General features: G+C 60.5%; 23 protein-coding genes and 1 pseudogene. 14 read left to right on the top strand and 10 right to left on the bottom strand.

Translation table 11 applies throughout. The annotated features are described in order from the left end of the window. Nucleotides 1-10 precede the first annotated feature (10 nt). From IVA88_RS16160 to IVA88_RS16135, 6 genes are all read right to left on the bottom strand, one after another. Entirely contained in the window at nt 11-1,000 is a 990-nt protein-coding gene (locus tag IVA88_RS16160) for a glycine cleavage T C-terminal barrel domain-containing protein (RefSeq protein ID WP_247498224.1), read from the bottom strand. Then, nucleotides 993-1,355, bottom strand: a complete 363-nt coding sequence (locus IVA88_RS16155; protein WP_247498223.1) for a phosphopantetheine-binding protein — start codon at nt 1,353-1,355, stop codon at nt 993-995. Before IVA88_RS16155 ends, IVA88_RS16160 begins: the two co-directional genes overlap by 8 nt. A gap of 27 nt (nt 1,356-1,382) precedes the next feature. Beyond that, nucleotides 1,383-2,624 (bottom strand): AMP-binding protein, encoded by a 1,242-nt coding sequence (locus IVA88_RS16150; RefSeq protein ID WP_247498222.1) that lies wholly within the window; start codon nt 2,622-2,624, stop codon nt 1,383-1,385. Nucleotides 2,625-2,852: 228 nt separating this feature from the next. Then, nucleotides 2,853-3,584 (bottom strand): 3-ketoacyl-ACP reductase FabG2, encoded by a 732-nt coding sequence (locus tag IVA88_RS16145; protein ID WP_249811254.1) that lies wholly within the window; start codon nt 3,582-3,584, stop codon nt 2,853-2,855. A gap of 205 nt (nt 3,585-3,789) precedes the next feature. Beyond that, nucleotides 3,790-4,635, bottom strand: a complete 846-nt coding sequence (locus IVA88_RS16140; RefSeq protein ID WP_247498221.1) for a phytanoyl-CoA dioxygenase family protein — start codon at nt 4,633-4,635, stop codon at nt 3,790-3,792. Nucleotides 4,636-4,796: 161 nt separating this feature from the next. After that, nucleotides 4,797-5,963: a sulfotransferase gene (locus IVA88_RS16135; protein WP_247498220.1), complete on the bottom strand. Its 1,167-nt coding sequence runs from the start codon at nt 5,961-5,963 to the stop codon at nt 4,797-4,799. Between the two features lie 252 nt (nt 5,964-6,215). Between IVA88_RS16135 and IVA88_RS16130 the strand changes: the two genes are divergently transcribed. Further along, complete coding sequence (locus tag IVA88_RS16130) at nt 6,216-7,202, top strand: sulfotransferase domain-containing protein (protein WP_247498219.1); 987 nt, start codon at nt 6,216-6,218, stop codon at nt 7,200-7,202. Between the two features lie 19 nt (nt 7,203-7,221). Here the strand turns inward: IVA88_RS16130 and IVA88_RS16125 are convergent, their stop codons facing one another. From IVA88_RS16125 to pabB, 3 genes are all read right to left on the bottom strand, one after another. Further along, a complete protein-coding gene (locus IVA88_RS16125) occupies nt 7,222-8,040 on the bottom strand; it encodes an ABC transporter permease (protein ID WP_247498218.1) in 819 nt (272 codons plus the stop codon). A 25-nt stretch (nt 8,041-8,065) separates the two neighbouring features. Next, a complete protein-coding gene (locus IVA88_RS16120) occupies nt 8,066-8,818 on the bottom strand; it encodes an ABC transporter ATP-binding protein (protein ID WP_247498217.1) in 753 nt (250 codons plus the stop codon). Nucleotides 8,819-8,915: 97 nt separating this feature from the next. Beyond that, complete coding sequence (gene pabB, locus IVA88_RS16115) at nt 8,916-11,036, bottom strand: aminodeoxychorismate synthase component I (protein ID WP_247498216.1); 2,121 nt, start codon at nt 11,034-11,036, stop codon at nt 8,916-8,918. A 595-nt stretch (nt 11,037-11,631) separates the two neighbouring features. Between pabB and IVA88_RS16110 the strand changes: the two genes are divergently transcribed. From IVA88_RS16110 to IVA88_RS16095, 4 genes are all read left to right on the top strand, one after another. Next, complete coding sequence (locus IVA88_RS16110) at nt 11,632-12,186, top strand: hypothetical protein (protein WP_247498215.1); 555 nt, start codon at nt 11,632-11,634, stop codon at nt 12,184-12,186. A gap of 64 nt (nt 12,187-12,250) precedes the next feature. After that, nucleotides 12,251-12,628 (top strand): SCP2 sterol-binding domain-containing protein, encoded by a 378-nt coding sequence (locus IVA88_RS16105; protein ID WP_247498214.1) that lies wholly within the window; start codon nt 12,251-12,253, stop codon nt 12,626-12,628. Nucleotides 12,629-12,729: 101 nt separating this feature from the next. Further along, nucleotides 12,730-13,503 carry an aminotransferase class IV gene (locus tag IVA88_RS16100; RefSeq protein ID WP_247498428.1) on the top strand — a complete coding sequence of 258 codons (774 nt, stop codon included), beginning with the start codon at nt 12,730-12,732 and terminating at the stop codon, nt 13,501-13,503. Between the two features lie 54 nt (nt 13,504-13,557). After that, nucleotides 13,558-14,994 (top strand): amidase, encoded by a 1,437-nt coding sequence (locus IVA88_RS16095; RefSeq protein ID WP_247498213.1) that lies wholly within the window; start codon nt 13,558-13,560, stop codon nt 14,992-14,994. A gap of 666 nt (nt 14,995-15,660) precedes the next feature. Here IVA88_RS16095 and IVA88_RS16090 read toward each other — a convergent pair. Next, nucleotides 15,661-16,347, bottom strand: a pseudogene (locus tag IVA88_RS16090) (cytochrome P450). A gap of 398 nt (nt 16,348-16,745) precedes the next feature. On the opposite strand from IVA88_RS16090, the gene IVA88_RS16085 reads away from it, so the two are divergent. The 9 genes from IVA88_RS16085 (at nt 16,746) to IVA88_RS16045 (ending at nt 26,032) form a co-directional block, all read left to right on the top strand. Next, nucleotides 16,746-17,363 (top strand): 4'-phosphopantetheinyl transferase superfamily protein, encoded by a 618-nt coding sequence (locus IVA88_RS16085; protein ID WP_247498212.1) that lies wholly within the window; start codon nt 16,746-16,748, stop codon nt 17,361-17,363. A gap of 305 nt (nt 17,364-17,668) precedes the next feature. Then, nucleotides 17,669-18,454: a DUF3102 domain-containing protein gene (locus IVA88_RS16080; RefSeq protein WP_247498211.1), complete on the top strand. Its 786-nt coding sequence runs from the start codon at nt 17,669-17,671 to the stop codon at nt 18,452-18,454. Between the two features lie 213 nt (nt 18,455-18,667). Then, nucleotides 18,668-19,426: an SDR family oxidoreductase gene (locus IVA88_RS16075; protein ID WP_247498210.1), complete on the top strand. Its 759-nt coding sequence runs from the start codon at nt 18,668-18,670 to the stop codon at nt 19,424-19,426. Nucleotides 19,427-19,894: 468 nt separating this feature from the next. After that, nucleotides 19,895-20,572 (top strand): DUF3102 domain-containing protein, encoded by a 678-nt coding sequence (locus IVA88_RS16070; protein WP_247498209.1) that lies wholly within the window; start codon nt 19,895-19,897, stop codon nt 20,570-20,572. A 221-nt stretch (nt 20,573-20,793) separates the two neighbouring features. Beyond that, complete coding sequence (locus tag IVA88_RS16065) at nt 20,794-21,894, top strand: efflux RND transporter periplasmic adaptor subunit (protein ID WP_247498208.1); 1,101 nt, start codon at nt 20,794-20,796, stop codon at nt 21,892-21,894. Continuing rightward, a complete protein-coding gene (locus IVA88_RS16060) occupies nt 21,878-22,579 on the top strand; it encodes an ABC transporter ATP-binding protein (protein ID WP_247498207.1) in 702 nt (233 codons plus the stop codon). Before IVA88_RS16065 ends, IVA88_RS16060 begins: the two co-directional genes overlap by 17 nt. Before the next feature lie 11 nt (nt 22,580-22,590). Then, on the top strand, nt 22,591-23,736 hold the full coding sequence (locus tag IVA88_RS16055; protein ID WP_346657602.1) for an FtsX-like permease family protein: 1,146 nt from the start codon (nt 22,591-22,593) through the stop codon (nt 23,734-23,736). A 4-nt stretch (nt 23,737-23,740) separates the two neighbouring features. Beyond that, nucleotides 23,741-24,928, top strand: coding sequence for an ABC transporter permease (locus tag IVA88_RS16050; protein ID WP_247498205.1), 1,188 nt, complete (start codon nt 23,741-23,743; stop codon nt 24,926-24,928). Between the two features lie 363 nt (nt 24,929-25,291). Beyond that, nucleotides 25,292-26,032 (top strand): DUF3102 domain-containing protein, encoded by a 741-nt coding sequence (locus IVA88_RS16045; RefSeq protein WP_247498204.1) that lies wholly within the window; start codon nt 25,292-25,294, stop codon nt 26,030-26,032. Nucleotides 26,033-26,057 lie beyond the last annotated feature (25 nt).

The raw sequence follows: 26,057 nt of genomic DNA, 5'->3' as shown, positions 1-26,057 counted from the left end.
TGACCTCCGCTCAGCTGGTGTATGTGCTTCTTGTGATCACCATCGGCGCCGCGACTGCCCGCGCGATCGTCCTTCGCTCTCCGCCAATGACATCGTACGAGACGCCGACCCAGCCGAGGTCCGCATCGACATAGGCAAGGCTGATGTCGGCGTTACGTGTCGGCGAATGCTCGACCCGGGCGATGATGCCGACCTTCTCGCCCTCGATTGAGAGCGGGTCGCCATCTCGCGCCGCGCCGGCGTCGGCCAACTCGATCATGACCGATCGCCGCTGAATAGAAGACTTCAGTTGCTCGAGAACGGGGCCGCCGATCAGGTTCTTCTTGCGGAAGTTGACCATCCAGTGAAGGCCGGCTTCGAGGACATTGGCGCCCGCCGTGATGTCGCGGTGGATCAGCGTCCGCACCTCCAGGAACATGAGGGGGAGGGCGGCTGGATCGCCGGCAATCATCCCCACGGCCTGTCCGGCCGCCTCGAGCCTTCGCCGCAGTTCGCCGGCTCCGGCGTTCGGTACCAGGAAGCGATATTCGTATTCCCCCGTAAAGCCCGCGCGGAACAGTTCGCAGCCGAGCCTCCGGTTGTTCTCGAAGCTCAGGAACGACAATCCCAGAATATCTTCGCCGGCTGCCTCGACGGTAACGTCCTGGGCGAGCGGGCCAATGACCGACAGGTAGCCATGCGACCCGCGCAGGTCCTCGATCGTCACGTTGCTGTCGGCAAGGCAACCGGTGAGGTGTGTGAGCAGCGCCTCGGCGCGCTCTGCTTCGCCGATAAGCAGGAATTCGCCATCACCCTTGAAGATAGATGCTACGGCGATGAGAGTTGCGTCAGGCTGGATGACGAGGCCAACCAGGCCGTGGAACGGATGCAGGGCATCGAGGTCGACGGAGACGAAATCGTTCAGCTTGCGCCAATCGGGACCCGAGACGCGAATTCGTGCATCAGCGGCGTTGTCGAACAGGGCGACGGCCGTGCGGGCCGCTGTATAGGTCTCAAGCATTGAACGTCCCCTGCTCCGGCTGCCGCTTGATGATGAAGTCGGCAAGTCTGCTGATCGAGTGAAGCTCAGCGATGTCGGCTTCCGTCACCGGCACACCGAATTCGGTCTCGACAGCAACTGCGATTTCCAGCGCATCTACGGAATCCAGCCCGAGCCCGGTCTCGAAAAGCGGTGCGTCATTGGTGATCTGATCCGGATCGATCCGCAACGAGAGACGCTGGATCAGTATCCGCTTCAGCGCGTCGGATAGTGCCATGTGACGGGATCCGTTCTCGTTTGATGCGCCTTCGTGCCTCTCGATCATCTGCAGCTCCTGCTTTGCTTTTGAATCCGAAAGTGGTTTGCGCGATAGCATGTGTCCAGGACTTCGCGGCATTCGGGTCTAATCGACGCTCATGGCTGCAATTGATCCTTGCGATGTGCACGTCGTGTAGAGTTCTCGGAGCGATTCCCGGGGCAGCTTGCCGACCGCATCCCGGGGGAGATTGTCGACGATGAGAAGTGGCCGCGGCAAGAACAGCGGATAGATGTGCGTCCGCAGGTGCGCGATCACCACATCTTTCGTGGCGCCGGCGCGGAGGGCGACAAATGCAACGAGCCGCACCACGTCGGTGTCTTCGTGGTGATCCGGTACCCAGAAGCAGCCGTCGCGAACGCCGGGCGCGCTGAGCAGCGCGGCGTTGAGGGCGCCCAACGAGGTCCGCTTTCCGGCGACCTTTACCAGGTCGGCCGATCGGCCCAGCACCCGGAATTGCCGCGGCGATGATAACTCAAGAACGTCATTGAGCAATTCAGGCCTGGAAAGATCGACGCAGTCCAGTTGGGCGCGGCCATCCGCACACTGGGTCAGCAATCGCCCCGGGATGCATTCCCAGAGGTCGGACTCACCGGGCACCTGCCGTGATGCGATGGTGCCGGTCTCTGTGCTGCCGTAGATGTCGGTCACCGCAACGCCGAAGCACTGCTTGGCTTGTGCCGCCAATGAGGGGCTCAGTGGGCTCGTCGCGGAGAACACTCTTGCGACCTTTTCCGTACGAAGCCCCGTCTCGGCGAAAGCGTTAAGATGAAGCGGCGTGGTTATCAGCCAGATCGGAAGGTCGGATTGCTGTAGTTCCTTCGCCAGAACGGCGGGCAGTGTGATGCGGCTCGTTGGCGCCTCCAGCCCAAGAAGCCGGGGCCAGAAGAAGCCGTACATGTATCCGTACATGTGCTCGAATGGCAGCGTAGTCAGGATTCGAGCCTGCTCTCCTGTCCTTCGAAACAACCTGTCGAGCGACCTCGCCTCACCAGCAAAGTTCTGGAAAGTCTTGGGAACGAGCTGAGCGTGCCCGGTGGACCCTGAAGTGAAGAGCACGGCGACCAGCGTATCTGGGGCCGTCTCAGCCGGAATGGATCGATGCGTTGGGAGATCGGCAACTGAAATCCTCCCGTAACCGGCCAGTGCCGGGTCATCCGGATGATCTGTATAGACCGTAACCTGATCGCAATGTCGGGCTGCTTCGCCGAGAAGCTCGTGGTCCTGATCGGGAATGAGCAGGCTGCACTGTCCGCTGTTGAGCGCATGCAGGTGAGCTCGGACAAAGGCGGCCGGAGACCGGGTAAATATCGCTGCTGTCGTCTTCAAGTGAAGCCCCATAACCCTGTTCCGAAAGCTGTGACGGCTCGTCACTTCGGCGCACGATGTGATCTGAGGTGGCGTCGATAGACGCAGGATCGCTCTCTCTCGAAAGCGCGTCAACGTCGCGAAGAGGCGAAAGCTGATGTCGATGAATGTCCGAGATGCGCGGGATATTCTTGGTTGCGATGAAGATGCCGTCATGCGCGCCGTGGACTGCGCCACATGATGGTGGCGTCAGATCATCCCGCCATTCACGCCGATCACCTGCCTCGTGATGTAGGAGGCTGCATCTGAAACCAGGAATGCGACGAGCGCGGCGACCTCAGCTGGATGTCCAATCCGCTTCATAGGAACAGATTTGACGAGTTCGTCGAGATCGGCATCCTTGAGCGCCTCGGTATCGATCGGACCGGGGGCAACGCAATTTACCGTAATGGCGCGTGTGGCAAGCTCGGCAGCCAGAGCCTTGGTGGCGCCAATGATGCCTGCCTTGGCAGCGCTGTAGTTGACCTGGCCACGGATCCCGAGAATGCCGGAAACGGAACTCAACGTGACGATCCGTCCCCCCTGCCTCAATCGTATCATCGGCATGATGAGCGGATGCAGGACGTTGAAGAAGCCGCCCAGATTGGCCGAGATGACATCGTCCCAGTCGTCAGCCGTCAGCGCGGGAAAGCCTCTGTCCCGGATGAAGCCGGCGTTGGTGACGACGCCGTAGTAGGCACCATTGCGCTCAATGTTCGCGGACAAGGCTGTAGAAGCTGCCGTGCGGTCGCCAATATCGAAGCAAAGGAGATCCGCAGTACCGCCGCTAGCGCGAATGATATCGACGACGGCTTCTGCGTCCTCAACGCGCTGACGGCAGTGCACGGTGACCGAAAATCCGTCGGCGGCCAGCCGCGCCGCGATGGCACGGCCGATCCCCCGGCTTGCACCTGTAACGAGAATGCGACGCGCTATTCCCAATGGAGGACCTCTCTGTTTTTTGGCGACGGCACGCTCAGCGAGTGTATTGGTGGCGCCTCGCCGCTTTCCTCGTTGCGCAACTCCGATAGAGGCGGAGTGCAATCCACTCGAATGGTCACCAAGTCGGATCTGTAGCGATCCGACTTCTCGTTGCACAAAAACGCAGCGATTGCGCATTTGCGCGGTCGAGTGCCATCCCATCGCGCTAGCGCTCACCGCCCGAAACGTCTCGGCCGGCGGCGGGTGCTCGGTAGAGTGCCTTGGCGTTGTTCGCCATGACCTTTCGGTAGCTCTCGGAAACGTCAGGATCGAAGTCGCGGGCTGGTCGGGGTTCCAGGTTGAAATGGTGATATCGATCCTGTCCCCGCACCAGGGTCGCGCTGTCTTCGCCGAGCGTCTGCTTGATGCTGGTCGGTATATATCGAACGGCGAAGCCGACCCGCCTGTGCTCGGACGCGTTGGGCGGCGAATTATGGACGAGCCGGCAGTGATGCAGGGACATCTCGCCGGCCTTCAGAGATATCGTGTCGCTTTTTGCCTTGTCGACATCGACCATGATTTCCTGTCCGCGTGACAGAAGGTTGTCGGCGCCAAGCGTCTCCCGATGAGGCAGCTGGTCCAGGACGTGCGATCCCGGAATGAACTGCATGGCGCCATTCGCTTGGACGCTATCAGTAAGAGCGATCCAGGCAGTGACGACGTCGGTGCTGCTCAGCCCGAAATAGGTGGAATCCTGATGCCACGTCACGTGCGCGGGCGTTCGGCCTTCCTTGATGAAGAAATTGGCGTTCCAGCATAGGATGTCCTCGCCGATCAGGTCTTCGACGGCATCGAGAATTCGTGGATTGCGCACCAGCTCCGCCAGCCACGTCAGTTGCAGGTACGGCTTGTGCGGGATGGACTGCCTGCCGCCTGCAGCGTTGAGTGCCTGTAGACCGTCGAGCTGGGTGCGATATTGGTTCACGTCGTCGTCCGACAGGACCCTGATCGGATAGATGCAACCGGTCTGCTTGTATCGCTCAATTTGAACTTGAGTCAGCGTCTTCGCCATCGTCAGCCTCATGAAGTTGACCGTGAGAAGCGGCGTTCTATCTCATGACACGAGTGTCGCCGTGCGCGAAGGATATCGAGTCCCGATCGATGGGCCAACACATGGCGGCCGATGAAGTGGCCGCGCGTTGCTGACGATCTACATGCGCTGACGATGAGTGATCATTCTGCAGGACACAATCGGTCGAGCCAGCGTCGATAGGCTGCTGCACGCGTGTTGACGCGCTCTTCCGTCAGTCCGAAGCGGTCGAGCGCGTAGTTGTGCCGGTAACGCGGCGCGGTATTGTTACGTGCCAGATAGGCCTGGCAGCGATCGTTCCAGTCCTGCGTATATTCATGGCGCATGGCTTCGGCAATTCGGCGCACGGTTCGAACCGGATTTGCGACGAGATCGTCAAACCGCACGTGTAGAAATCGGGCGGTCTGGCAGGATTGTTCGGTCGCCATCAGCCGGTTCATTCCGTTGATGAATACGTCCAGGGCCAGCTCGCCGAGTTCGGCATCGGCGCCCCCATGGACGAAGCCCGAGCCGACCCTCTGGTACAAGCTGCACAGGGATGGCACCGCGCAAAGCGGATCTCTGTGCAGGCAAATGATTGTCGCATGCGGGAAGGTATGGAGCAGGGCCGGCAGAGCGTGCAGGTGCGACATCGATTTGCTGAGCCAATATCGGCCCCGGCGAAATAATTGAAGCCGCTGAATTTGTAGTCGGTATCGCGCCATCAGCTCGTGCTGCTGGTCTGCTTTCAACCCCTTGAGCCATTCCCAGTAAGGCAGCGCGACGTGCTGGAGGGCATAGTGAGTTCCATGGCTCACGATCCAATGACATTCATCGGGCTGATCTGCGACCAGTGGGTGTATCTTCAGGACCTCCGGCGTCCATTTTTCCACCAATTCGATGCGCTCGCGTGCAGCCTGAATGCGTGCATCGCAATCCGTCTTGTCGCGACCCGGTGGTGGGCTCGGGCTCCACAGCTCCCAAAGCGCCGGCGCGTGGGCGCGCTGGTCCTGAGCCATGAGATTGTGCAGAAATGTGCTGCCGGCTCGGCCGAAGTTTACGATGAAGACCGGGCCGATGATTGGAACGTCTTTGATCTTCGGAAATTGCGCGAGGTCCCGCTCCAGCTGAAGCTCCGCGGCGAGGCGTATAGAGAATTCCTCTCTCAACATTTCCACACCGCGGGCATCGTAGCGTCGCGAATGATTCACGGATTCAATGAGGTGTTGCCATCCCTCCATCACGATCGCGCCGCCGACGCCCAGGCCGCTCAGTCTCGTCCGTCGCTGCGCGGTCTGCATCAATCGATCGAACTTCAGCGTTTCCTTCATGGCGAACACCGGCTCGCAGCGTTTCCGGGAATTGGCACCGCCCATTGTAAACGCGCGTTGATGGTTCTGCTACCGCGGAGGCGATGAGATCGTGGTCTGCCTGGCCGGGTCGCGTTTCAAGGGTCAATGCTCTGTTGGAGTCGCGCGGGGGGCGGAGCGAGTGAACGCTTTCCGCCGGCGACGGCGCTATCTATACTTGTCTTGCTCTCACTGTTGATCGCGCCCAGATGATCGCGAAGGCGTTGCAGACACATGGCCGCGGTCGATGCAGGTCGACTGATATCAGCATCAGCAGCGCTGAACGAAGGTGGCGTCATGAATGTAGCTCCAGGGAAAGAGCCAGGACCGGCAGCAAATATCGTCTGGGTTGCCTCCTATCCAAAGTCCGGCAACACCTGGGTGCGGGTCTTCCTCCACAATTTGCTCAGGGAATTGTCTGGCGACGTCGAGGGCGTCCAGGACATCAATCATTTGTACCAGCATTCGCTGCGCGAAAACGCGGTTGCGTTCTTCGAGCAAAAGCTCGGAAAACGCGCTGCGGAGGCGACGGAAGTGGAGATTGCGAAAGCGCGGCCAGAAGTTCATCGCTGGTTAGCGGGCATCAAAAGAGAGCCGGTGTTCGTCAAGACGCATCTGCAGTTCTGCAACGATCATCTCTATCCGACGATCAACCTCGACGTCATGCTGGCGGCGATTTTGGTCGTACGAAATCCGTTGGACGTGGTCATCTCGATGTCGCACCATTCCGCGCTATCGATCGAAGACGCGATCCGACAAATGGCGACCCGGGACATGAGGTGGCGGCCGCATGTGCAAAGGGTTTATGAAGTGCTCGGCAGCTGGAGCCAGAGTGTCGCGAGTTGGCTCAGTCTCACCGATCGCCCCGTCTATATGATGCGTTACGAGGATATGCTGGAGGATCCGCAGCAGAGCTTTGCAGGGCTTGCGCGGTTTCTGCGGTTGGCGCCAAGCGATGGGCAGTTGCAGCGGGCCATTGCCAAGTCGTCGTTCGCCGTGCTGCAAAAGCAGGAAGTCGCGTCCGGCTTCATCGAGCGGCCGGAAAGCTCCCAGCAATTTTTTCGAGAAGGCCGCGCCGGGCAATGGCGTGAGGTTCTGTCCGGGAAGCAGATTGAGGAGATCTGCGCCGTTCATGCATCCATGATGCAGCGTTGCGGCTATCTGCATCCCGATTGCGGCAGGCCGGTGCTTCTCGCGACGCCGGCGGCGCGGCAGGAATAGGTCGCCGGAATTGCTGGCGTCATTCCCCGGTCTGCAGCAGCGTACCGTTGCGTCGGGCTGCGTCCATCAACTTCGCAAATCCCGTTGCCCCGGCGATGAACAGAACCAGGTTCAGCGCGAAGGCCTCGATCATAAGGTCGGCGCGAAACTGATGGTCAATCAGCAGCGCCCGCATGCCTTCGAAAACATATGTCGGCGGTAGCATCCAGGCCACAATCTGGAGCCAGGCGGGCAATACCGCCACGGGATAGAAGACGCATGCCAATGGCATGAACAGGGTCATGACGGTCCAGGCAAGACTTTCCGCGCCGAGGCCGTTGCGCAGGATGGCGCCGGACACAAGGATGCCGACCGCCCACCCGGTCAGGATAAGATTCATGAAAAATGCCGCCAGCGCGATCCCCATTCCATAGACGTTGAAGCCAAAGAAGACGTTCGCGACGATGCTGACCGGCACGATGCCGATGGCAAGCCGGATGAGACTCATGATCATCATGGCGATGGCGAGCTCGACCGGCCTGAGCGGGCTGATCAGCAGATTGGCAAGATTGCGGGACCACGTCTCCTCTAGGAATGAGATGGAGAAGCCGAGTTGCCCGCGAAACAGGATGTCCCACAACAGCATCGCGCCTATGAACGTTCCGCCGGCCTGAGCGAAGTACCCGGCCTTTTGGCCGATGTAGGTCTGGACGAAGCCCCACATCAACATATTGACGGCCGGCCAGTACACCAGTTCGGCCAATCGTGGCCACGATCCGCGCATGACGTAGGAGTACCGACCGACCATCGCGGAGATCCGGCGCAAGGAATCGGTGTAATCGGAGAGGGCGGTTTGCATGCTGTCTCTCATGGCTGTCTCTCGGTCAAAGGACGGGTTCACGTATGCCCGAACTGCCGCGGGCAACATCGAGGAAGACCTCTTCGAGCGTCAGGCGGCCGTAGCGCTGCAGCAGCCGGGCCGGCGTCCCGTCATCCTCGATCTGACCTTTCTTCATGATGATGACGCGCTCGCAAAGGCGCTCGACCTCGTTCATGTTGTGAGATGCGAGCAGGATGGTTGCGCCGGACTCCGAGCGGTACCGTTCCAGCCTTGCGCGTACCCAGTCGGCGGTGTCGGGATCGAGCGAGGCCGTCGGTTCGTCGAGCAGCAACACCTTCGGCTGATTGATGAGGGCCTTGGCTAGCGATACCCGTGTCTTCTGCCCGGAGGATAGTCTGCCTGTCGGTCGATCGAGCAGGTCGTGAATGTCGAACTCCTGGGCCAACACGCCGATCCGATCGGCGAGGTCGTCGACGCAATAGAGGCGGCCGAACACCATGAGGTTCTGACGAACGGTGAGCCGCATGGGCAAGTCGATATAGGGGCTGACGAAGTTCATGTGCTTCAGCGCGCGGAATCGCTCGCGCTGCATATCGGCTCCTAGGACGTGTACCTCGCCGGACGTGGGCGTGAGAAGGCCCATGATCATGGCTATGGTGGTGGTTTTTCCTGCGCCGTTGCCGCCCAGAAGGCCGGTGAGCGAATCGGCCGGCAGCGTGAAGCTGATGCCGTCGACGGCCGGGCGGCCCTGGTAGAGTTTCACAAGCCGCTCGGCGGCAATGGGAGGTTGGGTCATTGCGGTACCAATTCAGGAGCGCTGATCATGCGCCGCAGCCATGTTACGCCCGGACGCGTGGCGGCATGCGCGGCGACGTTACTAATGCTATGAAACGTCAACTGGCGGCCTTGATGCGCTGCGGTTCAACGAGGGTGTGAAGCAGCGGCTCCTCGAACTCACCTCCGCTGGCTGCAATGATGGACATCAAGGACGCCTTCGCTTTGAGCAGCATCTCGGCGAATTCGCTTTCGGGGGTCGATAGCGCGACGATGCCGCCCCCGACGCCCATCGAAAGCTGGTTATTCTCGGCGACGATGGTCCGGATCACGATGCTCAGATCCGTCGAACCGTTCTCGCCGATCCAACCAAGGGCGCCGGAGTAGATCCCTCTTGGACGTTGTTCCAGCGCGTCGATCAGCTCCATCGTCCGTATTTTCGGTGCGCCGGTCATGGATCCGCCAGGGAAGCTGGCGCGGATCAGCTCGATGACGGAAAGGCCGGGGCGCAGCACACCGCGAACCGTGCTGACGAGCTGATGCACGGTCGCGTAACTCTCGACGGCGCAGAGTTTCGGTACGACGACCGAGCCTGGTTCGCAAACCCGTGATAAGTCGTTCCGAAGTAGATCGACTATCATCACGTTTTCTGCCTGGTCCTTCTTGCTCTGGCGCAGTTGTTCGGCGAGTTCGGTGTCCCGCGCGCTATCCTTGAGGCGGCCGATGGTCCCCTTGATCGGCTTCGTTTCCACCGACCCCTCGGGGTCGACCGTCAGGAAGCGTTCCGGAGACGCGCTAAGCACGGCACCGCCGGGCCATTTCAGGAACGCGGCATAGGGCGCCGGGTTGATGCGACGCATCGTTCGGTACAGAGACAATGAATCCAGGTTCGACCGACAGCGCACCTCGTTCGTCAGGCAAACCTGATAGGTCTCTCCTTCGCCGATCCAGGCAAGACACTGGTTAATGTCGGAAAGATAGGTCTGGCGATCGTGGTTCAAGATGAATTCCAGCGGTTCGCTCAGCGTTTTCGGGCAGGATGGTTGCGGAAGCGGGGCCAGATCGCTGATCCGATCGAAGGTTTCCGAGATCCATTGTTCCGCGCGTTCGGCCTCGCCGGAATCGTCGATCGAGACCAGATAACTGACGTTGGTCTCGTGGTCGACGGCAATGAAGCGATCGGCACGAATGAAGAATGCGTCGGGGGTCGTCGCCGTTCGCCCCGTAGGCGATCCGCATTCGTGGCGCAGCTCATAACCGAACCAGCCGACATAGCCACCGACGAATGGGCAGGGTGGAGGAGGGGACGGCGGCTCGGTCAGCGTGTGGTCGAGGTAGTCGAAAATATTCATTGTGTCGGTTCGCGAGCCATTCCGATCGGAGATCGTCAGCGATTTGTCCTTGCATCGATACTGAACCACCGCAGCATTCGGTCCGGATGCGTCGCCAAGATAAGACCAGCGGGACCGTCCCTGCTCGACCAGACTGCTATCGAGCCAGAAGGCGGTCGGAGAGTCTGCGAACAAGGCGACAAATGCGGCCTCGGCGTCGACACGCGCCGGTAGCTGACGCCAGAAGGTCCGCCGGCCCGTCCGTTCGTCCGTCGAATTGCAGTACGTGTTGTTGCACACGCGTCTTCCTCGCCGACGGCTCCGCATGTGCTCGCGCGTCAATTCTTTGAAGTTTTCCAGAAGGTGGCGACCGGAGTCGGTGATGATGGATTCGGGATGAAATTGAACACCCCATTGCGGCCTGTCCCGGTGAGCCAGGCCCATGATCAGTCCGTCCTGGGTCCAGGCGGTCTCAAGAAGCGCCGGCGGCAGCGGGCGCGCTGCAAGCAATGAATGATATCGTGCCGCCTTGAAGGGAACGGGCATCCCGTAAAATAGGGGGTCGGTTCCTGTGTGATGGATCTCGGAAGTCCGTCCATGATACGGCGTCGGCGCCCGCATGATCGTTCCGCCCGCCAGTGCGGCGATTCCCTGATGACCGAGGCAGACCCCGAGCAAAGGTACGTCCGAGAACAAGATCGCGTCTCTCGAGACTCCGAAGTCCGCCTTGCGATCAGGTCGTCCCGGGCCAGGCGATATGACGATGTTGTCGAAGTGGTGCCTGCGCAGCTGCTCCCACGTCACCTCGTCGTTCTTCACGACCATCGGAAGCTCGTCAGATATCTCCGCGAGAATATGCACGAGGTTGTAGGTAAAGGAATCATAGTTGTCGATCACAAGAGTCTTCATGGATATCGCTCCTGATGCACGCGCGAGACGTTCGACGGGACAACTTCGCAATGTTGTGCCAGAAACCGGGAAGCATACAATACACGCGCAATCGAGATGTCTCACGCGCTGAACGCCACGTATGATAACAGCGACTGATCGCGGTTAGACGACTGCGATTGATTGGAGATGATGGATAGAAGCGCGTGCGGATGCAGACGACAAAAGCGCAATGGTTGCGCTTTTGTCGTGTGCGGCAATCGCGATACGACGCTTGGGAGATGCGACGCTTGGGAGGTGGCGCATGTCTCAACGGAGCGTGACGTCAGAAACAACGGAGGAAACCGTGTCATCAGAATCGCCGCCCATCTCGGACCAGCTGTGCGAACAGGTCCTGAGCCGTCTCGGAGTGGAGAGGCCGGTGCCCGTTACGCTCGAGGGCCTGAGACGATTGTTTCGCGCTTGGTGTCACGGCACTGGGTGGGATACGATTGCGCTTTCTCTCCGCTCCGTTGAACTGAGCAACGGTCCCATCACGGGGTTTCCAGCGTCGAGCTATTTTCGGCGGTGGCTTGCATACGGGATTAGCGACGTATGCTTTGCGAATTCAGAGGCGTTGCTGGTCTTGCTGCGAACGCTTGGCTTTGCCACGGAGCGAGTGCTGGGGACCGGCGGCTCGAACTCGTTTCATGGCAGCGTAATCGTTCGGATCGGCGAGCAGCGCTATCTCGTGGATCCGACCTTTCTGGCCGAGGAGCCCTTGGCGTTGCTGTCCAGCGAGCGAAGCACGGCGGGAGCCGGACCGCTCAAGGTGTGGGCCGACACCGACGGGACGATCCGCTGGCAGCCGCCGCAATGCAGGTTTCATGCGGTGTTCCGGATCGACGAGTTCGATTGCGGTTTCGAGACATTTCGGGAGCATCATCGGCTGGTCGAGGCCGGAGATGATGAGCATCCATTGGCGCGGCTCTATCACGACAAGCTGTTCATACGCCGAAATGCCGACGGTGGCGTTCGCACCTACGACAACGGTATCGTTGTCCGCAAAACGGAGCGGCGCAGCAATATCGCCAAGGCGACCGGCGACCACCGTGATCTGCTCACGGCGGAGTTCGGCGTCGCGGCCGGGCTGGTTGCGCAGATTCCAGCAAGGTTTTTCCCGCAGCGTTAAATGCAAGGTGCCCGTTAGCCAAGCGGCATCCCAGATATGAACGGAGGAAATGATGACAATAACCTTGGAGCAACTGACCAACGGGATGCGCAGGCGCGTGGCGACGCGCTCCGGCCTCGATGGAACGGTCAAGTATGATTTCGGCGCCGATGGCGTCATTTTCGTTGATAATTCGACGGTGCCGTTCTCGGTCTCTAACGAAAACCGGGAGGCTGACTGTGTGGTCAGCGTGTCGCTCGCTGACTACGTCGCGATCGTGCGCGGAGAGCTCGACGACAATCTCGCTTTTGTGATGGGTCGGTTGCAAGTCACGGGTAATACGGCCATCGCCATGAGCCTGCCGTCGGTACTGGGGAGCATGGGCGGGTCTCTTGAAGGTGCAAACGGCCTGGCGTTACCTTCCGCGGAGATACTCCAGGTGGCGCGAGCGGAACCGCGTTAGCGGTGGGCATGGCCGCATAATGTGCCGATGACCGATCGGGAGGTCGGACCAAAAGGGGCGAGCCGAGGAAAATGACAACGGTTTGGTTGGACGGTTGCTTGGTGAAGGAGGAAACAGCACGGCTCGCACCATCTGATCGCGGGTTCACGCTCGCAGACGGGGTGTTCGAGACCATTCGGGCTGTTGGGACGTTGCCGCTATGGTGGCCGGACCATTTGCTTCGGTTGAAGGCCGGCGCGGCTTGTCTTGGCATTGATCTTCCGTACGAAGACAAGATCATTGAGGACGCGATGTCGAGCCTGTTGTTAGCGGAAGGTCATCAAGAGGCCGCCATAAGGGTCACGTTAAGCCGGGGCCCGGCCAAACGGCGCGGCCTCTGGCCACCGGGAGATGCACGGCCGACGCTCCTCGTTTCGGTGGCACCATCTCCACTCGCAAGGTCGTTGCAGACAGTAGTCATTGCGCGCAGCACCAGACGCAACGAACTGTCGCCGCTGTCTCGGATCAAATCGCTCGCCTATAGCGATAACATCATCGCGCGCCGGGAGGCACTGGAGCGCGGGGCGGGTGATGCGTTGCTGCTCAATACACGCGGCAATCTCGCATGTGCGACCGTTGGAAACATCTTTCTACGCTTCGGCGGCAACTGGTTGACCCCTCCGCTGACCGACGGTGCGCTTGCCGGCATCGCGCGAAGCCGATTGATTTCCTTCCTTGGCGCGCGCGAGGAAATGATTGTTGCTGCAAGTATTGAGCGTGCCGATGCAGGTCTCATCAGCAACAGTCTTGGCTGGAGCAGCATCGTGCGGCTGGACGAACGTGAGCTGCCGCCGGCGGACGAGGTGCTCGATCTCGCCCCGCTTTATTCGTGCTGACGGTTCACCGGCGCGCAACTTGTCGCGGCCACGGAAGGACGCGGAGACCACGATATGGATAATGCGGCGTTCTCTTGCTGCTCGGACTTGAACGTTGCCCTCCGCGAGCGATCCGTCTCGGCGGTTGAGCTGTTTGAGGCGGCTGTCGCCCGGATCGAGCGGCTGGATCCGGAGCTCAATGCCGTCGTCGTACGCGACTTCGAGCTAGCTCGCGCAGCGTCTCGCGAAGCCGATCGCGCCTTGGCCGCAGATGATCGGCGTCCGCTCCTTGGCATACCGATCACGGTGAAGGAATCATTCAATGTGACGGGGCTGCTTACGACTTGGGGGATGCCTGACTATCGTGACTGGCGGCCGCGATACGATGCCGAGGCGGTCACGCGACTGAAGGCCGCCGGCGCAGTCGTGCTCGGAAAGACCAACGTTCCCTATGCGCTCGCTGATTGGCAGACCACGAACCAGATCTACGGCCGCACGGCGAACCCCTGGAATTTGGATTGTACGCCAGGTGGCTCATCCGGCGGCGGCGCTGCGGCTCTGGCGGCTGGACTGGTGCCGCTGGAGCTTGGATCCGATTTCGCGGGATCGCTGCGAGCGCCGGCGCATTTCTGTGGAATCGTCTCCCATCGGCCGAGCGTCGGGTTGATATCGATGCGCGGCCATGCGCCGCCCACCGTGGAGGGGGGCTTGCCGTTCGATCCTTTTGACCTGGCTGCGATTGGTCCGATGGCCCGATTCGCGGTCGATCTGGAACTGGCGTTCGAATTGCTGCTAAACGAAAATGCCGCGGAACGCCTCGAGGCGCCGCAGCTACAGAACTTGGGAAATGCCAGGGTCCTGGTCATAAGCCAGCATCCCCTTCAACCGACCGCGCGGGCGATAAGCGTCGCGCTGGACCAGCTCGTCGAGCGGCTCGAAGCCGTCGGTGCACGCGTTTCGTATGCCGGCCCGAAGAGCCTCGACCTCTCGCTCTGTACGGCGGTCTTTCTCCAACTGGTCAGGTCCACCCATCAGCATCCCTTGCTGAACAGTGTTCTCGCGCGTGCGCCGGATCGCGGCAGGGTGTTCCATCAACTGGCGGCGGCGATTGATAGACTTTCAGCCAGCTCGACGGCCGAGCTATGCGGGTTGCAGGCACTCAATCAAGCACGCTTGGACCTGAGCGCGCAGTGGCGCTCGATCTTCGAGCAGTGGGATGTCGTCTTGTGTCCAGCCATGTCGACGCCGGCATTTCGTCATAACGAGGAGCCGGCGGAACAGCGAACGATCATGATCGATCAAAAGCCGCATCCTTACTTTGACCAGGTTGCCTGGCCGAGCACTGCGCCCGGTCTGCCGGCGACGGCGGCGCCGATCGGCTTCGATGACGGTGGTCAACCGATCGGCATCCAAATTATTGGCCCTATGTTTGGAGACCGCACCACGATCCGAATGGCCTGCTTGATGGAGCGCGAGTTCGGTGGCTTCATTCCGCCGCCCCGTTACCGCTGACACGTTGGCGGGCGGCTCCAGTCGATGAATCGTTTGGGAGCCGGCGCAGCGCGCGGCCTCCTTCACGCTACCCGCGGGGCCACGGACCGGCGCGATCCTGCCCTGACCTGTCTCTTAGATGAGCGTCTATAGGAGAAGGACTTATCGGGTAGTATCATCACGGCCAGAGAAGTGTTCTGTTCGCGTGTCGCCGGCAATAGTGCGCGTGGCTCCGGAAGCCGAAGCATCGTCGGGGACGAAGGAAGTTTGACCGATTGATCTCGCTAGTGAGCAGGCAGTATGGCAAGCCCCGTCGAAAATGAAGAAGTCGTTACATTGCGCCGGCTGCTCGTCTTGAAGGAGGCTCGGCTAGCCGAAGCAATGGCCGAGATTGAGCACCTCAAGAGGCATATCGTCGCCGAGCCTCGCGATCACTCGGCTCTGTCGAGCAGCGTTCCGGCTGTCGCTGCCGATGATACCCGTCAATGAAGGCTGCGATGACGCCGCCGTCGCCGGCCACGGTCTCGCCGGTCGTGAAATTCGAGGCCACACTTTAGCGGATATTGCCAGCCGTTGCACCGGTGCCGCGGTTCAAACCGGTGACGGCGTCGCCTTGTCGGTGAGATCGAATGCGGTGAATTTCATGGTCTGCCTACACCTCATTCGTCGGTCGCCTTGGCTGCAGGATCATCGGCATGCCGCCTTGGGACCGCAGCGTGATTCGTGCACTGGCCGTACGACGTGGCCGTGCTTGAGCTCGAAGCGGAAGGCGTACGTCAGATGCGCCAAGGCGACGATCGTCTCGTGCAACGCGAAGCTCATGCCGATGCAAACGCGTGGTCCGAAGCCGAACGGAATGTAGGCGAAACGGTCGATCCGCTCGCGGTTGCCCGGTAAGAAGCGGGTGGGGCCGAATTCGTCCGGCCAGTCCCATAATTGCGATGGCGATGCAGAACGAAGGGCGCAACCGTCACATCATGCCGGGCTCGATGCGCGTGCGGGCGATTTCGTCCGTGAGGACCGCCGAGGGCGGATAACGGCCTTGGTCACCGGCAGGCGGTCAACGAGCGTTTCCATCGGCCCGGCATTGAGTTTGGCATCGACCTCCGCCTCGACACGGTCGCGCCAGTGATGCGATTGCGAAAGCAGATACAGCGCCCAGGTGAGCGAATTAGCCGTGTTCTCGTGACCGGCATCGATGAAAGTTACGGCGTTGGAGCGCAGGACGTCCTCCGGCATGCCTTGCCCCGTCTCGGGGTCCCGCATCTCGAGAAGCAGCATAAGCACGTCGCGCGGCGGCGTGACGCCGGATGCAATCAGCTTGCGCCGTGCGCTGATGGTTTCATCGATGGTCTGGCGGAACCAATTGAGCACGGCGCGGCCGCCGCGCGGAATTGGGCGTGGCAAGCCCAGCAGATCCAGAATGCTGATGCGGCCGGCGGTGTTGAAGTAGCACGTCACCGCCAGCCGGTTTTCGTGGCCTCTGAATCCACCGCCGCGGCGCCGCGCGACAATCCTGTGGGATCAATTGGCGCGACATCGCCGCGATCGAATTCAGGACGTCTCGAAGAACTCGCAACGCATCGAACGGCACGACCGTTTCGCAAGTCTCACCGTGAGGACGTCCGACGCCGACCTCCTCACGCATCAGATTCTGTTTATATTGAGAAGCTCCGTTGTTGCTGGCCGATACGCTTACGACGTTTCACATGAGACGCAGGTGAGGTCGAATGTTTGGATTGGCGTCCCTGGTCCCTTCTTCCGCAGAAGTGATGGAAGTCTTCGATTCTACGGCGGGCACGCTGCTGCCCGAAGAGTATGCGGCTCTGGGCAACGTAGCCGACAAGCGTCGACGCGAATTTACGAGCGGCCGCGAATGCGCACGTTCGGCGCTAAGTGCGTTGGGTATCGGGCCGGCGCCAATTCTGTTCGGTGCCGCGATGGAGCCGCTATGGCCGCCGGACATCTGCGGCAGTATCACCCATTGTCAGGGATACGTTGCGGCGGTGGTTGCGCGTCGGGTGGATGTACATGGCATCGGCATCGACGCGGAATCCCGGCGGGAACTGGGCGCCGGCGTCTTCGAGCGGATTTCGTTACCGGAAGAGCGTGCGTGGATAGGCGCCGCGACACCGTTGCTGCCCTGGGAACTGCTCCTGTTCAGCGCCAAGGAGAGCGTGTTCAAGGTGTGGTATCCTCTTGTTGGGACCATGTTGGGCTTCCGACATGCACGGATCGAGTTCGGTTCGGCCCGGGGTGACTTTCGCGCCATGATCCACCCGGACGCGCCACGAGCGGGAAGGGATGAGCCATCCGAACTGGGCGGACGCTTCTGCGTCAGCGAGCGGCACGTGCTGACCAGTGCCTTCATTCTGACGAAGGAAAAGTAGTGCCAGTCCGGACCGATGTCAGCCAGCCGTCAGCTTCCTCTGCGATATCTCGTGATTCCGGAACACGATCTCAAGTAGCGTTGGCGATGGTATGCACGTCTTTCTTTTGCCGACTTTTTGTCTGCCTATGCACGAGCACAGCATCGATTGCCGTTCATCAAGCGTGCTTGTTGAACGGCGAGAACATGCCAATCGAGGGAACGCTGGCTGCTGCTTCGTGACCGGCTTTTCTCGATCAGTCCAAATACGATCTCGGGGTAGCTCGCCCCATTGCATAGCTCGGCTCGCGACAGGGAGACAGGTTCATGCTTGGTAACGACGATATGGCCGGTGCCGTTGAAAAGTATCCGCAACACCGGATATTCGACTATCGTGACTTGTCTGCGCCAGTAGCCGCGTTTCTCAGAGGACAAGCGGAACGAATTCGTCGTCAGGCGACGTTATCCGTCATCAACATCGGCAGAGACCTTGCTTCGGCCAAGCAATATGTGTCTCACGGTGCCTTCATCGCGTGGGTGGAAAGCGAAATTGGAATTCCGGCACGCACAGCGCAAGCGTATATGCGCCTAGCGAAGTGGGCTCCGCCGAAGAATTCAAAGATCGGACATCTGCCGATTTCGCTCCTGTATATGCTATCGGCGTCGACGACGCCGGACGAATTCGTTGCGGATGTACTGACGCGTCTGGCTGCCGGTGAATGCATCACGACTCAGGCTGTCCGTGATGAATTGCGAAATCTGCGCGAAACGTCCGAGGGAGCGTCTCGCGACAGCCGGCGCCGACGGTTTCAGCGCTCCGACCAAAACGGGAGCTGCGAACGGCACCATGGCGAGGTGGTGACGAGTGACTTCGACGTCGAAATGAACAGCGCAGCCCTGCTTGAGGTTGTGACGATCTTCGCCCACAGGCTTCCCAGTCATGATTTTGTGCGTGTTCAGGATATCCTGACCGATCGCATTACAATCGAGGACCCGGACCTGCCACAAAAGATCATCGATGCATTTTCGACTTTCGAGCGGCAGGGATCTGAACGATCGCCCTTCGGACGAGATGGTCTTCATGAGTCCGCAGCCGGGTCTCAATCCGAATGATTGTCAGCGCCCGCAAATGAAACGTCGGAGCCGAGCGCGCTCGTCCGCGAAAGGCGATTGCAAAGAGAACGAAGGCAAATGCGCGGCTGTCGCGCTTTTGGAGTCGGTAGCCTGCAAGGGAACCTCCGCCCGAATAGCCGTGGCGCGATTCACACCTCCGGTCCCGGCGTCAGGCATGGAGAGCCATCGCGTTGAGAGCAAGGGATTAGCTCGATGAACGGGGCAGGCAAGATCGCACTTGTGACCGGCGCGGGAACCGGCGTCGGGAGGGCTGTTAGCATTGCCTTGATACGCGAAGGCTATGTCGTCGTGCTCGCGGGGCGGCGTGCGGACAAGCTCGGCGAAACTGCCGCCGCCGGAGCTGCGCTTGGCGGGCAAAGTTTGGTCGTTCCAACCGACGTCACGGAACCGAATTCGGTCAAGGGACTGTTTGATCGGATCAGGGATAATTATGGCCGGCTGGACCTGCTCTTCAACAATGCGGGAATTGTAACGCCGCCGATCCTGCTCGAGGACCTGCCGTTCGAGATATGGCAACGAGTGATTGCGACCAATCTTTCCGGCATGTTTCTGTGCACCCAGCAAGCCGTCAGAATGATGAAGTCGCAGAAACCGGCCGGTGGGCGGATCGTCAACAATGGCTCGGTTTCCGCTCATACGCCGCGTCCGCGCGCCGTCGCCTATACCGCGTCCAAACACGCGGTCACGGGATTAACCAAGCAAATTGCGCTCGACTGCCGCGGTTACAACATCAGCTGCGGCCAGATCGATATTGGGAATGCCGGAACGCCACTTGCCGCAGCGATGGCATCCGGCGTGTTGCAGCCGGACGGCGCCATACGGACGGAATCGCGCATGGACGTCGACGACATCGGCCGGGCCGTGGCGTACATGGCCAGCCTGCCGCTGGATACAAGCGTGCTTTTTATGACCGTCATTCCGAACCAGATGCCGTTTGTCGGACGAGGCTAGTCGCTCGACGCGCTCTTCGTATTTCCGGCGTGCTCGCATGAAGCGCGGGGTCCGCACTGCCCCGCGGTCGCGTCGCCGGAAGTCCTTGCGCAGGATGAAGCCCGTCGTCGAACACGGCGGGCGGAACCGGCGAGCAGCTCCGCTTGGGAGTCTTGGCCGACCATGTCTGCGGCAGGCATTCACAATACCAATAGCAATACAACTTTAAGAAGTATTTGCGACGGTCGTAAGGAACGATCGAGGCCTTGTGAATTGAATGATTCGCTGTGATGTCACCGGACCGTCGTCGCGACAAATCGCCGAACTCGCCTTAAAATTGTCTAGTCGATACTTTCGTTTTGTGGGACAGTTCGCTGCAAGAAGCCACGAGTTGAAGGAGACGTGGTCGTGCCTGTCGGCAATTCTGTTGTACGAGCAACGGAGGTCACGGCGTCCGGGAGCCAGTGTCCGAGGTTCGATTATAGTGACATGTCGTCTTCGGTGGCGACCTTCCTGATGGGACGCGCGGAGCGCATCCGTCGACAGGCATCGTCGTCCGTCATCGGCATCGGGAAAGACCTTATCGAGGCGAAGCGCTACCTGTCCCACGGTGCATTCGTCGATTGGGTGGAGGGTGAGGTCGGCATTCCGGCGCGCACGGCACAGGCCTACATGCGTGTAGCCAAATGGGCGCCGGCAAAAAGCGCAAAAATCTCGAAGTTGCCAGTATCGCTTCTGTATGTGCTCGCGGCATCGGGAACGCCGGAGGAGTTCGCCGCGGATGTCGTAAAGCGCGTCGAGTCGGGCGAGCGAATTTCAGTACGGGCCATTCATGCCGAATTGCGCGACATGCGGGAGATGAAATGTGAAGATCTTCGGGCACGGCCGTCGTTCCGCGAAGCTCGAGGCAAGGACACTTCAGCGATTGCCGTCGGGACCCATGTCGCGACTGCGGCCGCGCTGCAGGAAGTTGTCGCCATATTGGCGCATGCGCTGTCCGAACAGGAGTTCGCGCGAGTGCAGGACATCATGACGGATAAGTCCGTCATGAATGATCCAGAACTGGCGTGGAAGATCCGCAATGCCTTCTCAACACTGGCAAAGGGGGGCGACCTGAGCGGACGCCATTTCGCGGCAGAGAACGCAGAGGCCGTCTGTGCGCAGTAATCAAAAGTCGTGACGGCGGAACGGCGCGTGAGGCCGCGTCGACAGCCGCCCTGCCCACGGTGATCTGGCCCCCGGGCCATGACGACTGTCGCGGTCGTCCCGGAACTCCCGTTATGCACTCCAGCGGGTCAGAATGAAGAAACTGTCATTCGATTTCGGGCAAGTACATTGTTATACAGTAAACAACCAGAGGGTGTTATTCAAGCCGGGAGGCCGGTTCCATGGATGACAAGGCGAGGTTGTTGCGCTCGCTCGCGATCGATCGGCCCCAGCCAGCGACATCGTCGGTAGCGCGACAAGACAGCAGAGCTGGGTTATTGACCTTGGGAGCAGTCGGCACCGTGGCCGTGCTCGGGGCGGCCGCTGGGGTGTGGCTATGGTTCGCGCCGCCTTCGGCAAAGGTGCCAACGGTCGAGGCCGCTGCGGCCCACCCGCAGCAACCAGAACCGGTGCAGCGGGCAACGGCTGTATCAGAACAGCGCAATGGGAGCAGTCTCGTGGCATCGGGCTTCGTCGTCGCCCGCCGCAAGGCGACCATCGCAGCCGAGATCACCGGGAAGGTTGTCGAACTTTTGGTTGACGAGGGTATGGTGGTGCAGGCCGGTCAGGTTCTTGCCAAACTCGACGATATCCTGGCCGACAAGGATTACGTGCTGGCCGAGGCGCGCGCCGAAGCCTCGGACGCGGCTGTTGCCGCGATTGCCGCCGACCTGCGCGACGCGGAGCGCATACTCGATCGAACCCAGACGCTGTCGCAGAAGAATTTCGCCACCGAGGCCGATCTGACCAAATCGCAGGCGAGGGTAGGCGTGCTGCGAGCCCAGCTCCGCCAAGCGGAGGCGCAGCGGTCGGCGGCACGGGTGGAAGCCCAGCGGTTCGAGGCGGTGCTGAGTAAGTATCAGATCCGTGCCCCGTTTCCCGGCATTGTGGTCGACCGCAGTGCGCAACCCGGCGAGATGATTTCGCCCCTGTCGGCCGGTGGCGGCTTCACGCGTACCGGAATTTGCACGATCGTTGACATGGAGTCGATCGAAGTTGAGGTCGATGTCAACGAAGCCTCGATCGGCCGCCTGCATGCAGGTACGCGGGTCGCCGCGGCGCTCGATGCCTATCCGGACTGGACGGTGCCGGGTGCGGTCATCGCCATCGTGCCAACCGCAAATCGTGAGAAGGCCACTGTCAAGGTTCGTGTGGGCCTGGATGTCAAGGATCCGCGGATTCTGCCCGACATGGCGATCAAAGTGACATTCCTGGGAGACAGTCCGGGACGACCGGACGCTCCCTCAGCCGGCGAGAGCAAGAACAATGTCGTCAGCAAGTGATCCAATGATTGGCATCGTCGATCTGCGCAAGACGTTCACCAAAGGCAAGGAGACGATCACGATCTTCGATGGCCTCAACCTGGCCATTCCAAAGGCGGATTTCGTCGCCGTGATGGGACCGTCGGGCTCCGGCAAGACGACCCTGCTGAATCTGCTCGGTGGTATCGATCGCTGCGACGCCGGTATCATCGAGATCGCCGGTATCCGCATCGATCGGCTGTCGGAGGGACAACTTGCGCACTGGCGGGCGTCCCATGTCGGCTTCATCTTCCAGTTCTACAACCTGATGCAGATGCTGACGGCAGCGCAGAATGTCGAACTGCCGCTATTGCTCACCCGGCTCGGCGGCAAGGCGCGACGCGAGCGCGTCGAGGCTGCTCTGGCGGTGGTCGGGCTCTCCGACCGGCTCAAGCATTACCCGAAGGAAATGTCGGGCGGGCAGCAGCAGCGGGTCGCCATCGCCCGCGCCATCGTATCTGATCCCGAGCTTCTCCTGTGCGACGAGCCTACGGGCGATCTCGATCGCCGTACGGCCGACGAGATCCTGTCTATTTTGCAGTTGCTCAACCGGGACTTCGGCAAGACCATCGTGATGGTGACCCACGACCCGGCGGCGGCGCAATATGCCAGACGAGCGCTGCACCTCGACAAGGGACACTTCATCGAGAAGGAGCTCGCGGCGTGAACGATCTCCTCATGATTCGGAAGAATCTGTTCCGCCGGCGATTGCGGGCGATCCTGATGATAGTCTCGATCTTGATCGCGTTTGCGATCTACGGCGTGCTCGCGAGCTTCGAGCGTGCCTTCAACGCCGGTCAGGAGCGGGCCACGCCGGATCGACTGGTCGTCCTGAACAAGATCAATATGAGCCAGCCGCTGCCGATCTCCTATTATAGCCGGGTCGGCGCGGTCGACGGTGTCGCCCAGCTGTCCCCGATCAGCTGGTTGGGAGGCTATTACCGGGAGCCGAAGAACTTCATCTCCGCCTTTGCGGTATACCCGGAGGACTGGATGAGACTTCGCGACAGCGACTTCGTGTTTTCCCAGGATGCGCGCACGGCTTTCGCCCGCGAACGCACCGGCGCGCTTGTCGGCGCGCGCATGATGGAAAAATGGGGCTGGAAGGTCGGCGATCGTATTCCGATATCGAGCAGCATCTACGCGCAGAAGAGCGGCGCGCGCGCCTGGGACTTCACCATCGTCGGCAGCTTCACGTCCCGCATTCCTCAAGCAGACACCAACATCATGCTTGTGGGCTATGACTATTTCAACGAGACGCGTTCGTTCGGCAAGGATTTGATCAACTGGCTGATGCTGCGCACCACCTCCGCGGCCATGAACGAGAGAGTTGGAAACGCGATCGACGGGATGTTCGCCAACTCGCCCTATGAGACCACCACGGATAGCGAGAAGGCGTTTCAGAAGTCCTTTGCGGCGCAGCTGGGGAACGTCGCGCTGATCGTCGAACTGGTGGTCGGGGCGGCCTTTGTGACGATCCTGATGATCGTCGGCAATACTATGGTGATGAGTGTGCGCGAGCGCACGCGTGAAATCGGTGTGCTCAAAACCCTTGGATTTCCCGGCGGCCGGATCCTGCGCATGGTGCTCGGTGAATCGATCCTGCTGGCCTTGATCGGCGGCTTGCCGGGCCTCGGCGTTGCAATGCTGTTGATCACACAAGTACGTGGCAGCCTGATGAACTTCGTTCCCACGCTGACGCTGTATCCCGATATCGCAGTGGGGGCGATCGGTCTGATGCTTCTTCTGGGCATTATAACGGGACTACTACCGGCGCTTGGCGCAATGCGGCTCAGGATCGTCACTGCGTTGGGACGGAACTGATACCATGCGCTCGGTCCTTTTGCAGATGCTGGCGGTGACCGCCATCAACCTCCGGAGCCTGCCGAAACGATTGTGGCTCTCGCTGGCCACGGTCGTCGCCGTCGGCCTCGTGGTGATGGTGCTGCTGACGTTCCTGGCAATGGCCAACGGCTTCCAGCGCACGATAGCGGGTAGCGGGGCTGAAGATATTGCGGTGGTCTTGCGTGGCGGCTCGCGGGCCGAACTCAATAGCGTGGTATCGCTCGACCAGGTTCGACTGATCGAGGACGGGCCAGGGATCGCCAAGCGAGCAGACGGCAAGCCGCAGACCTCGGCCGAGCTCTATGTCACCGTCGATGGCATCAAGCGCAGCACCCGAACCAAGGCCAACCTGCCCCTGCGCGGCCTTGGTCCGCAAGGGCCTGCGTTGCGCCGAGGGATCGTCATCACTGCTGGTCGAATGTTCAATCCGGGCAGCAACGAGATCATTGTCGGAAAGGCGTTGGGCGGTGAATTCGAGGGCTTCGATCTCGGTCAGACGGTCACCTTCAACAACACTCGATGGACGGTGGTCGGGATCTTTTCGGCCGAGGCCGGCGTGTTCGAGTCGGAGATTTGGGCGGATCTGCCGGTGCTTCAAAGCTTGTTCAAGCGTACGGGCGCGTTCCAGGTGGTGCGCGCACGGCTGACCATGCCGGCGTCGATCGACGCACTGCGGAGCTACAGCGACAGCGATCCGCGCCTCAAGCTCGACGTGATGTCCGAGGCCGACTACTTCGCCCAGCAAGCTTCCTCTACCGCGGATCTGATCCAGAAGCTTGGCTGGCCGCTGGCGATCGCGATGGCCTTCGGCTCACTGGCCGGTGCACTCAACACCATGTACTCTTCGGTCGCAGCGCGGGCGAGCGAGATCGCGACCCTCCGCGCCATTGGTTTCGGAGGTTTTTCGACGTTTGTCGGGACCTTGGTCGAGTCGCTGATCCTCGCGTCGTTCGGCGGTGTGCTCGGCGCTGCCGCCACCTATCTGATGTTCGACGGTTTTACAGCGTCGACGGTGGGGGGCAACTTCGGGCAGGTGGTGTTCCATTTTGAACTCAGCCTGCGGGTCATTGGCCAAGGACTATTGCTCGCGCTCACCGTGGGCCTTCTTGGTGGCCTGTTTCCGGCAATGCGCGCCGCCCGCATGCCAATCGTTGCCGCGCTGTACGGATGATCGCATTCGAAAGTTGTGACGGGTATGCAGAAAAAGCTTCAACCAATTTTGCAGGACGAGGAACAGGAAGGCCTACGCGGCCGCCGGAGACATGAAACGGCGTGAGCGACGTTCGCCAGTTAACGAGCAGTTAGCAACGCGTTAGGGCCAAGAGCGCGGTTCTTCTCGTTGATGCTCGCTCAAAGTCTCGCGACATCGTCGTGCGGCTTCAGCGGCGGTTCCAAAATTGGCTCTTTGCGCCAATTCTAATCATCGCATGGAGGTAAAATTCAAGTCACCCAATGGCTGTTCAATATTACCATTGCTATGTTCGGTAGAGTGGATATCCTCAGACAAGCGCGCGACTGGACAGGGGTCGTATGAATGGAAATGCGCAGTGAAGTGAAAAGTCGTCTGGTGGCTTCTGATCGGTCCAAGGAGCTTGACAGCGCGCAGTTTGACTACGATTGCGTCACCTCGTCCGTTGCCAAATTCCTGAAAGGCCAAGCGGATCGGATCAAGCGGCATTGCGTTACGTCAATCATTCAAATTGGCAAGGCGCTGCTCGAGGCAAAGCGTCATCTTTCCCACGGAGAGTTTGTGCGCTGGGTTGAAAGCGAGGCGGGCATCCCCGCGCGCACCGCACAAGCCTACATGCGGGTGGCGAGCTGGGCATCCAGCAAAGACTCAATAGTGGCTCAGCTGGCGCCATCCACCCTCTATTTGCTATCGGCCTCGAGCACCCCCAAGGAGTTCGTATCCGACGTTCTCGGCCGGATCCGGGCGGGTGAATCCATTCCGCCATCGGTCTTGCGGCGGCAGCTGGCGGCCTTGCGCAAGACGGGACATCACGCAGACTCGGAAGAGCTGGTGCCGGGTGTGACGGATGAGGCCCGCGGCAGGCAGAGCTGGAGCGCGATGGCCATCGCCGAACTCGTCGAGATTCTGGTGCGCGGGTTGTCGGAATCCGATTTCGATCGGGTCCGCTGTATCGCCACCGATGATACGGTTTTGTCCGACCCTTTTCTGGCAAAGAATCTCGAACGGGCCTTTGCGCGCCATGACACTGCAAGCCCGGCGCTGGTTTCAGCGAGGAGAAACGTCGAAGAGCGGATGGGGACGTGATTGCCGGTGTGGATGGGTAGCCCCG

It is taken from the genome of Bradyrhizobium sp. 149 (assembly GCF_023073915.1).
GTDB lineage: Bacteria > Pseudomonadota > Alphaproteobacteria > Rhizobiales > Xanthobacteraceae > Bradyrhizobium.
This window is presented reverse-complemented; position numbering and strand designations above follow the sequence as displayed.

Bases quoted from the DNA above. Each gene is read 5' to 3' on its own strand.
- IVA88_RS16095 (WP_247498213.1), top strand. From the start codon at position 13,558: ATGGATAATGCGGCGTTCTCTTGCTGCTCGGACTTGAACGTTGCCCTC.
- IVA88_RS16060 (WP_247498207.1), top strand. From the start codon at position 21,878: ATGTCGTCAGCAAGTGATCCAATGATTGGCATCGTCGATCTGCGCAAG.
- IVA88_RS16080 (WP_247498211.1), top strand. From the start codon at position 17,669: ATGCTTGGTAACGACGATATGGCCGGTGCCGTTGAAAAGTATCCGCAA.
- IVA88_RS16135 (WP_247498220.1), bottom strand. From the start codon at position 5,963: ATGAAGGAAACGCTGAAGTTCGATCGATTGATGCAGACCGCGCAGCGA.
- IVA88_RS16140 (WP_247498221.1), bottom strand. From the start codon at position 4,635: ATGGCGAAGACGCTGACTCAAGTTCAAATTGAGCGATACAAGCAGACC.
- IVA88_RS16070 (WP_247498209.1), top strand. From the start codon at position 19,895: ATGTCGTCTTCGGTGGCGACCTTCCTGATGGGACGCGCGGAGCGCATC.
- IVA88_RS16050 (WP_247498205.1), top strand. From the start codon at position 23,741: ATGCGCTCGGTCCTTTTGCAGATGCTGGCGGTGACCGCCATCAACCTC.
- IVA88_RS16065 (WP_247498208.1), top strand. From the start codon at position 20,794: ATGGATGACAAGGCGAGGTTGTTGCGCTCGCTCGCGATCGATCGGCCC.
- IVA88_RS16055 (WP_346657602.1), top strand. From the start codon at position 22,591: ATGATTCGGAAGAATCTGTTCCGCCGGCGATTGCGGGCGATCCTGATG.
- IVA88_RS16085 (WP_247498212.1), top strand. From the start codon at position 16,746: ATGGAAGTCTTCGATTCTACGGCGGGCACGCTGCTGCCCGAAGAGTAT.
- IVA88_RS16045 (WP_247498204.1), top strand. From the start codon at position 25,292: ATGGAAATGCGCAGTGAAGTGAAAAGTCGTCTGGTGGCTTCTGATCGG.
- IVA88_RS16130 (WP_247498219.1), top strand. From the start codon at position 6,216: ATGGCCGCGGTCGATGCAGGTCGACTGATATCAGCATCAGCAGCGCTG.
- IVA88_RS16155 (WP_247498223.1), bottom strand. From the start codon at position 1,355: ATGCTATCGCGCAAACCACTTTCGGATTCAAAAGCAAAGCAGGAGCTG.
- IVA88_RS16075 (WP_247498210.1), top strand. From the start codon at position 18,668: ATGAACGGGGCAGGCAAGATCGCACTTGTGACCGGCGCGGGAACCGGC.
- pabB (WP_247498216.1), bottom strand. From the start codon at position 11,036: ATGAAGACTCTTGTGATCGACAACTATGATTCCTTTACCTACAACCTC.
- IVA88_RS16120 (WP_247498217.1), bottom strand. From the start codon at position 8,818: ATGACCCAACCTCCCATTGCCGCCGAGCGGCTTGTGAAACTCTACCAG.
- IVA88_RS16125 (WP_247498218.1), bottom strand. From the start codon at position 8,040: ATGCAAACCGCCCTCTCCGATTACACCGATTCCTTGCGCCGGATCTCC.
- IVA88_RS16160 (WP_247498224.1), bottom strand. From the start codon at position 1,000: ATGCTTGAGACCTATACAGCGGCCCGCACGGCCGTCGCCCTGTTCGAC.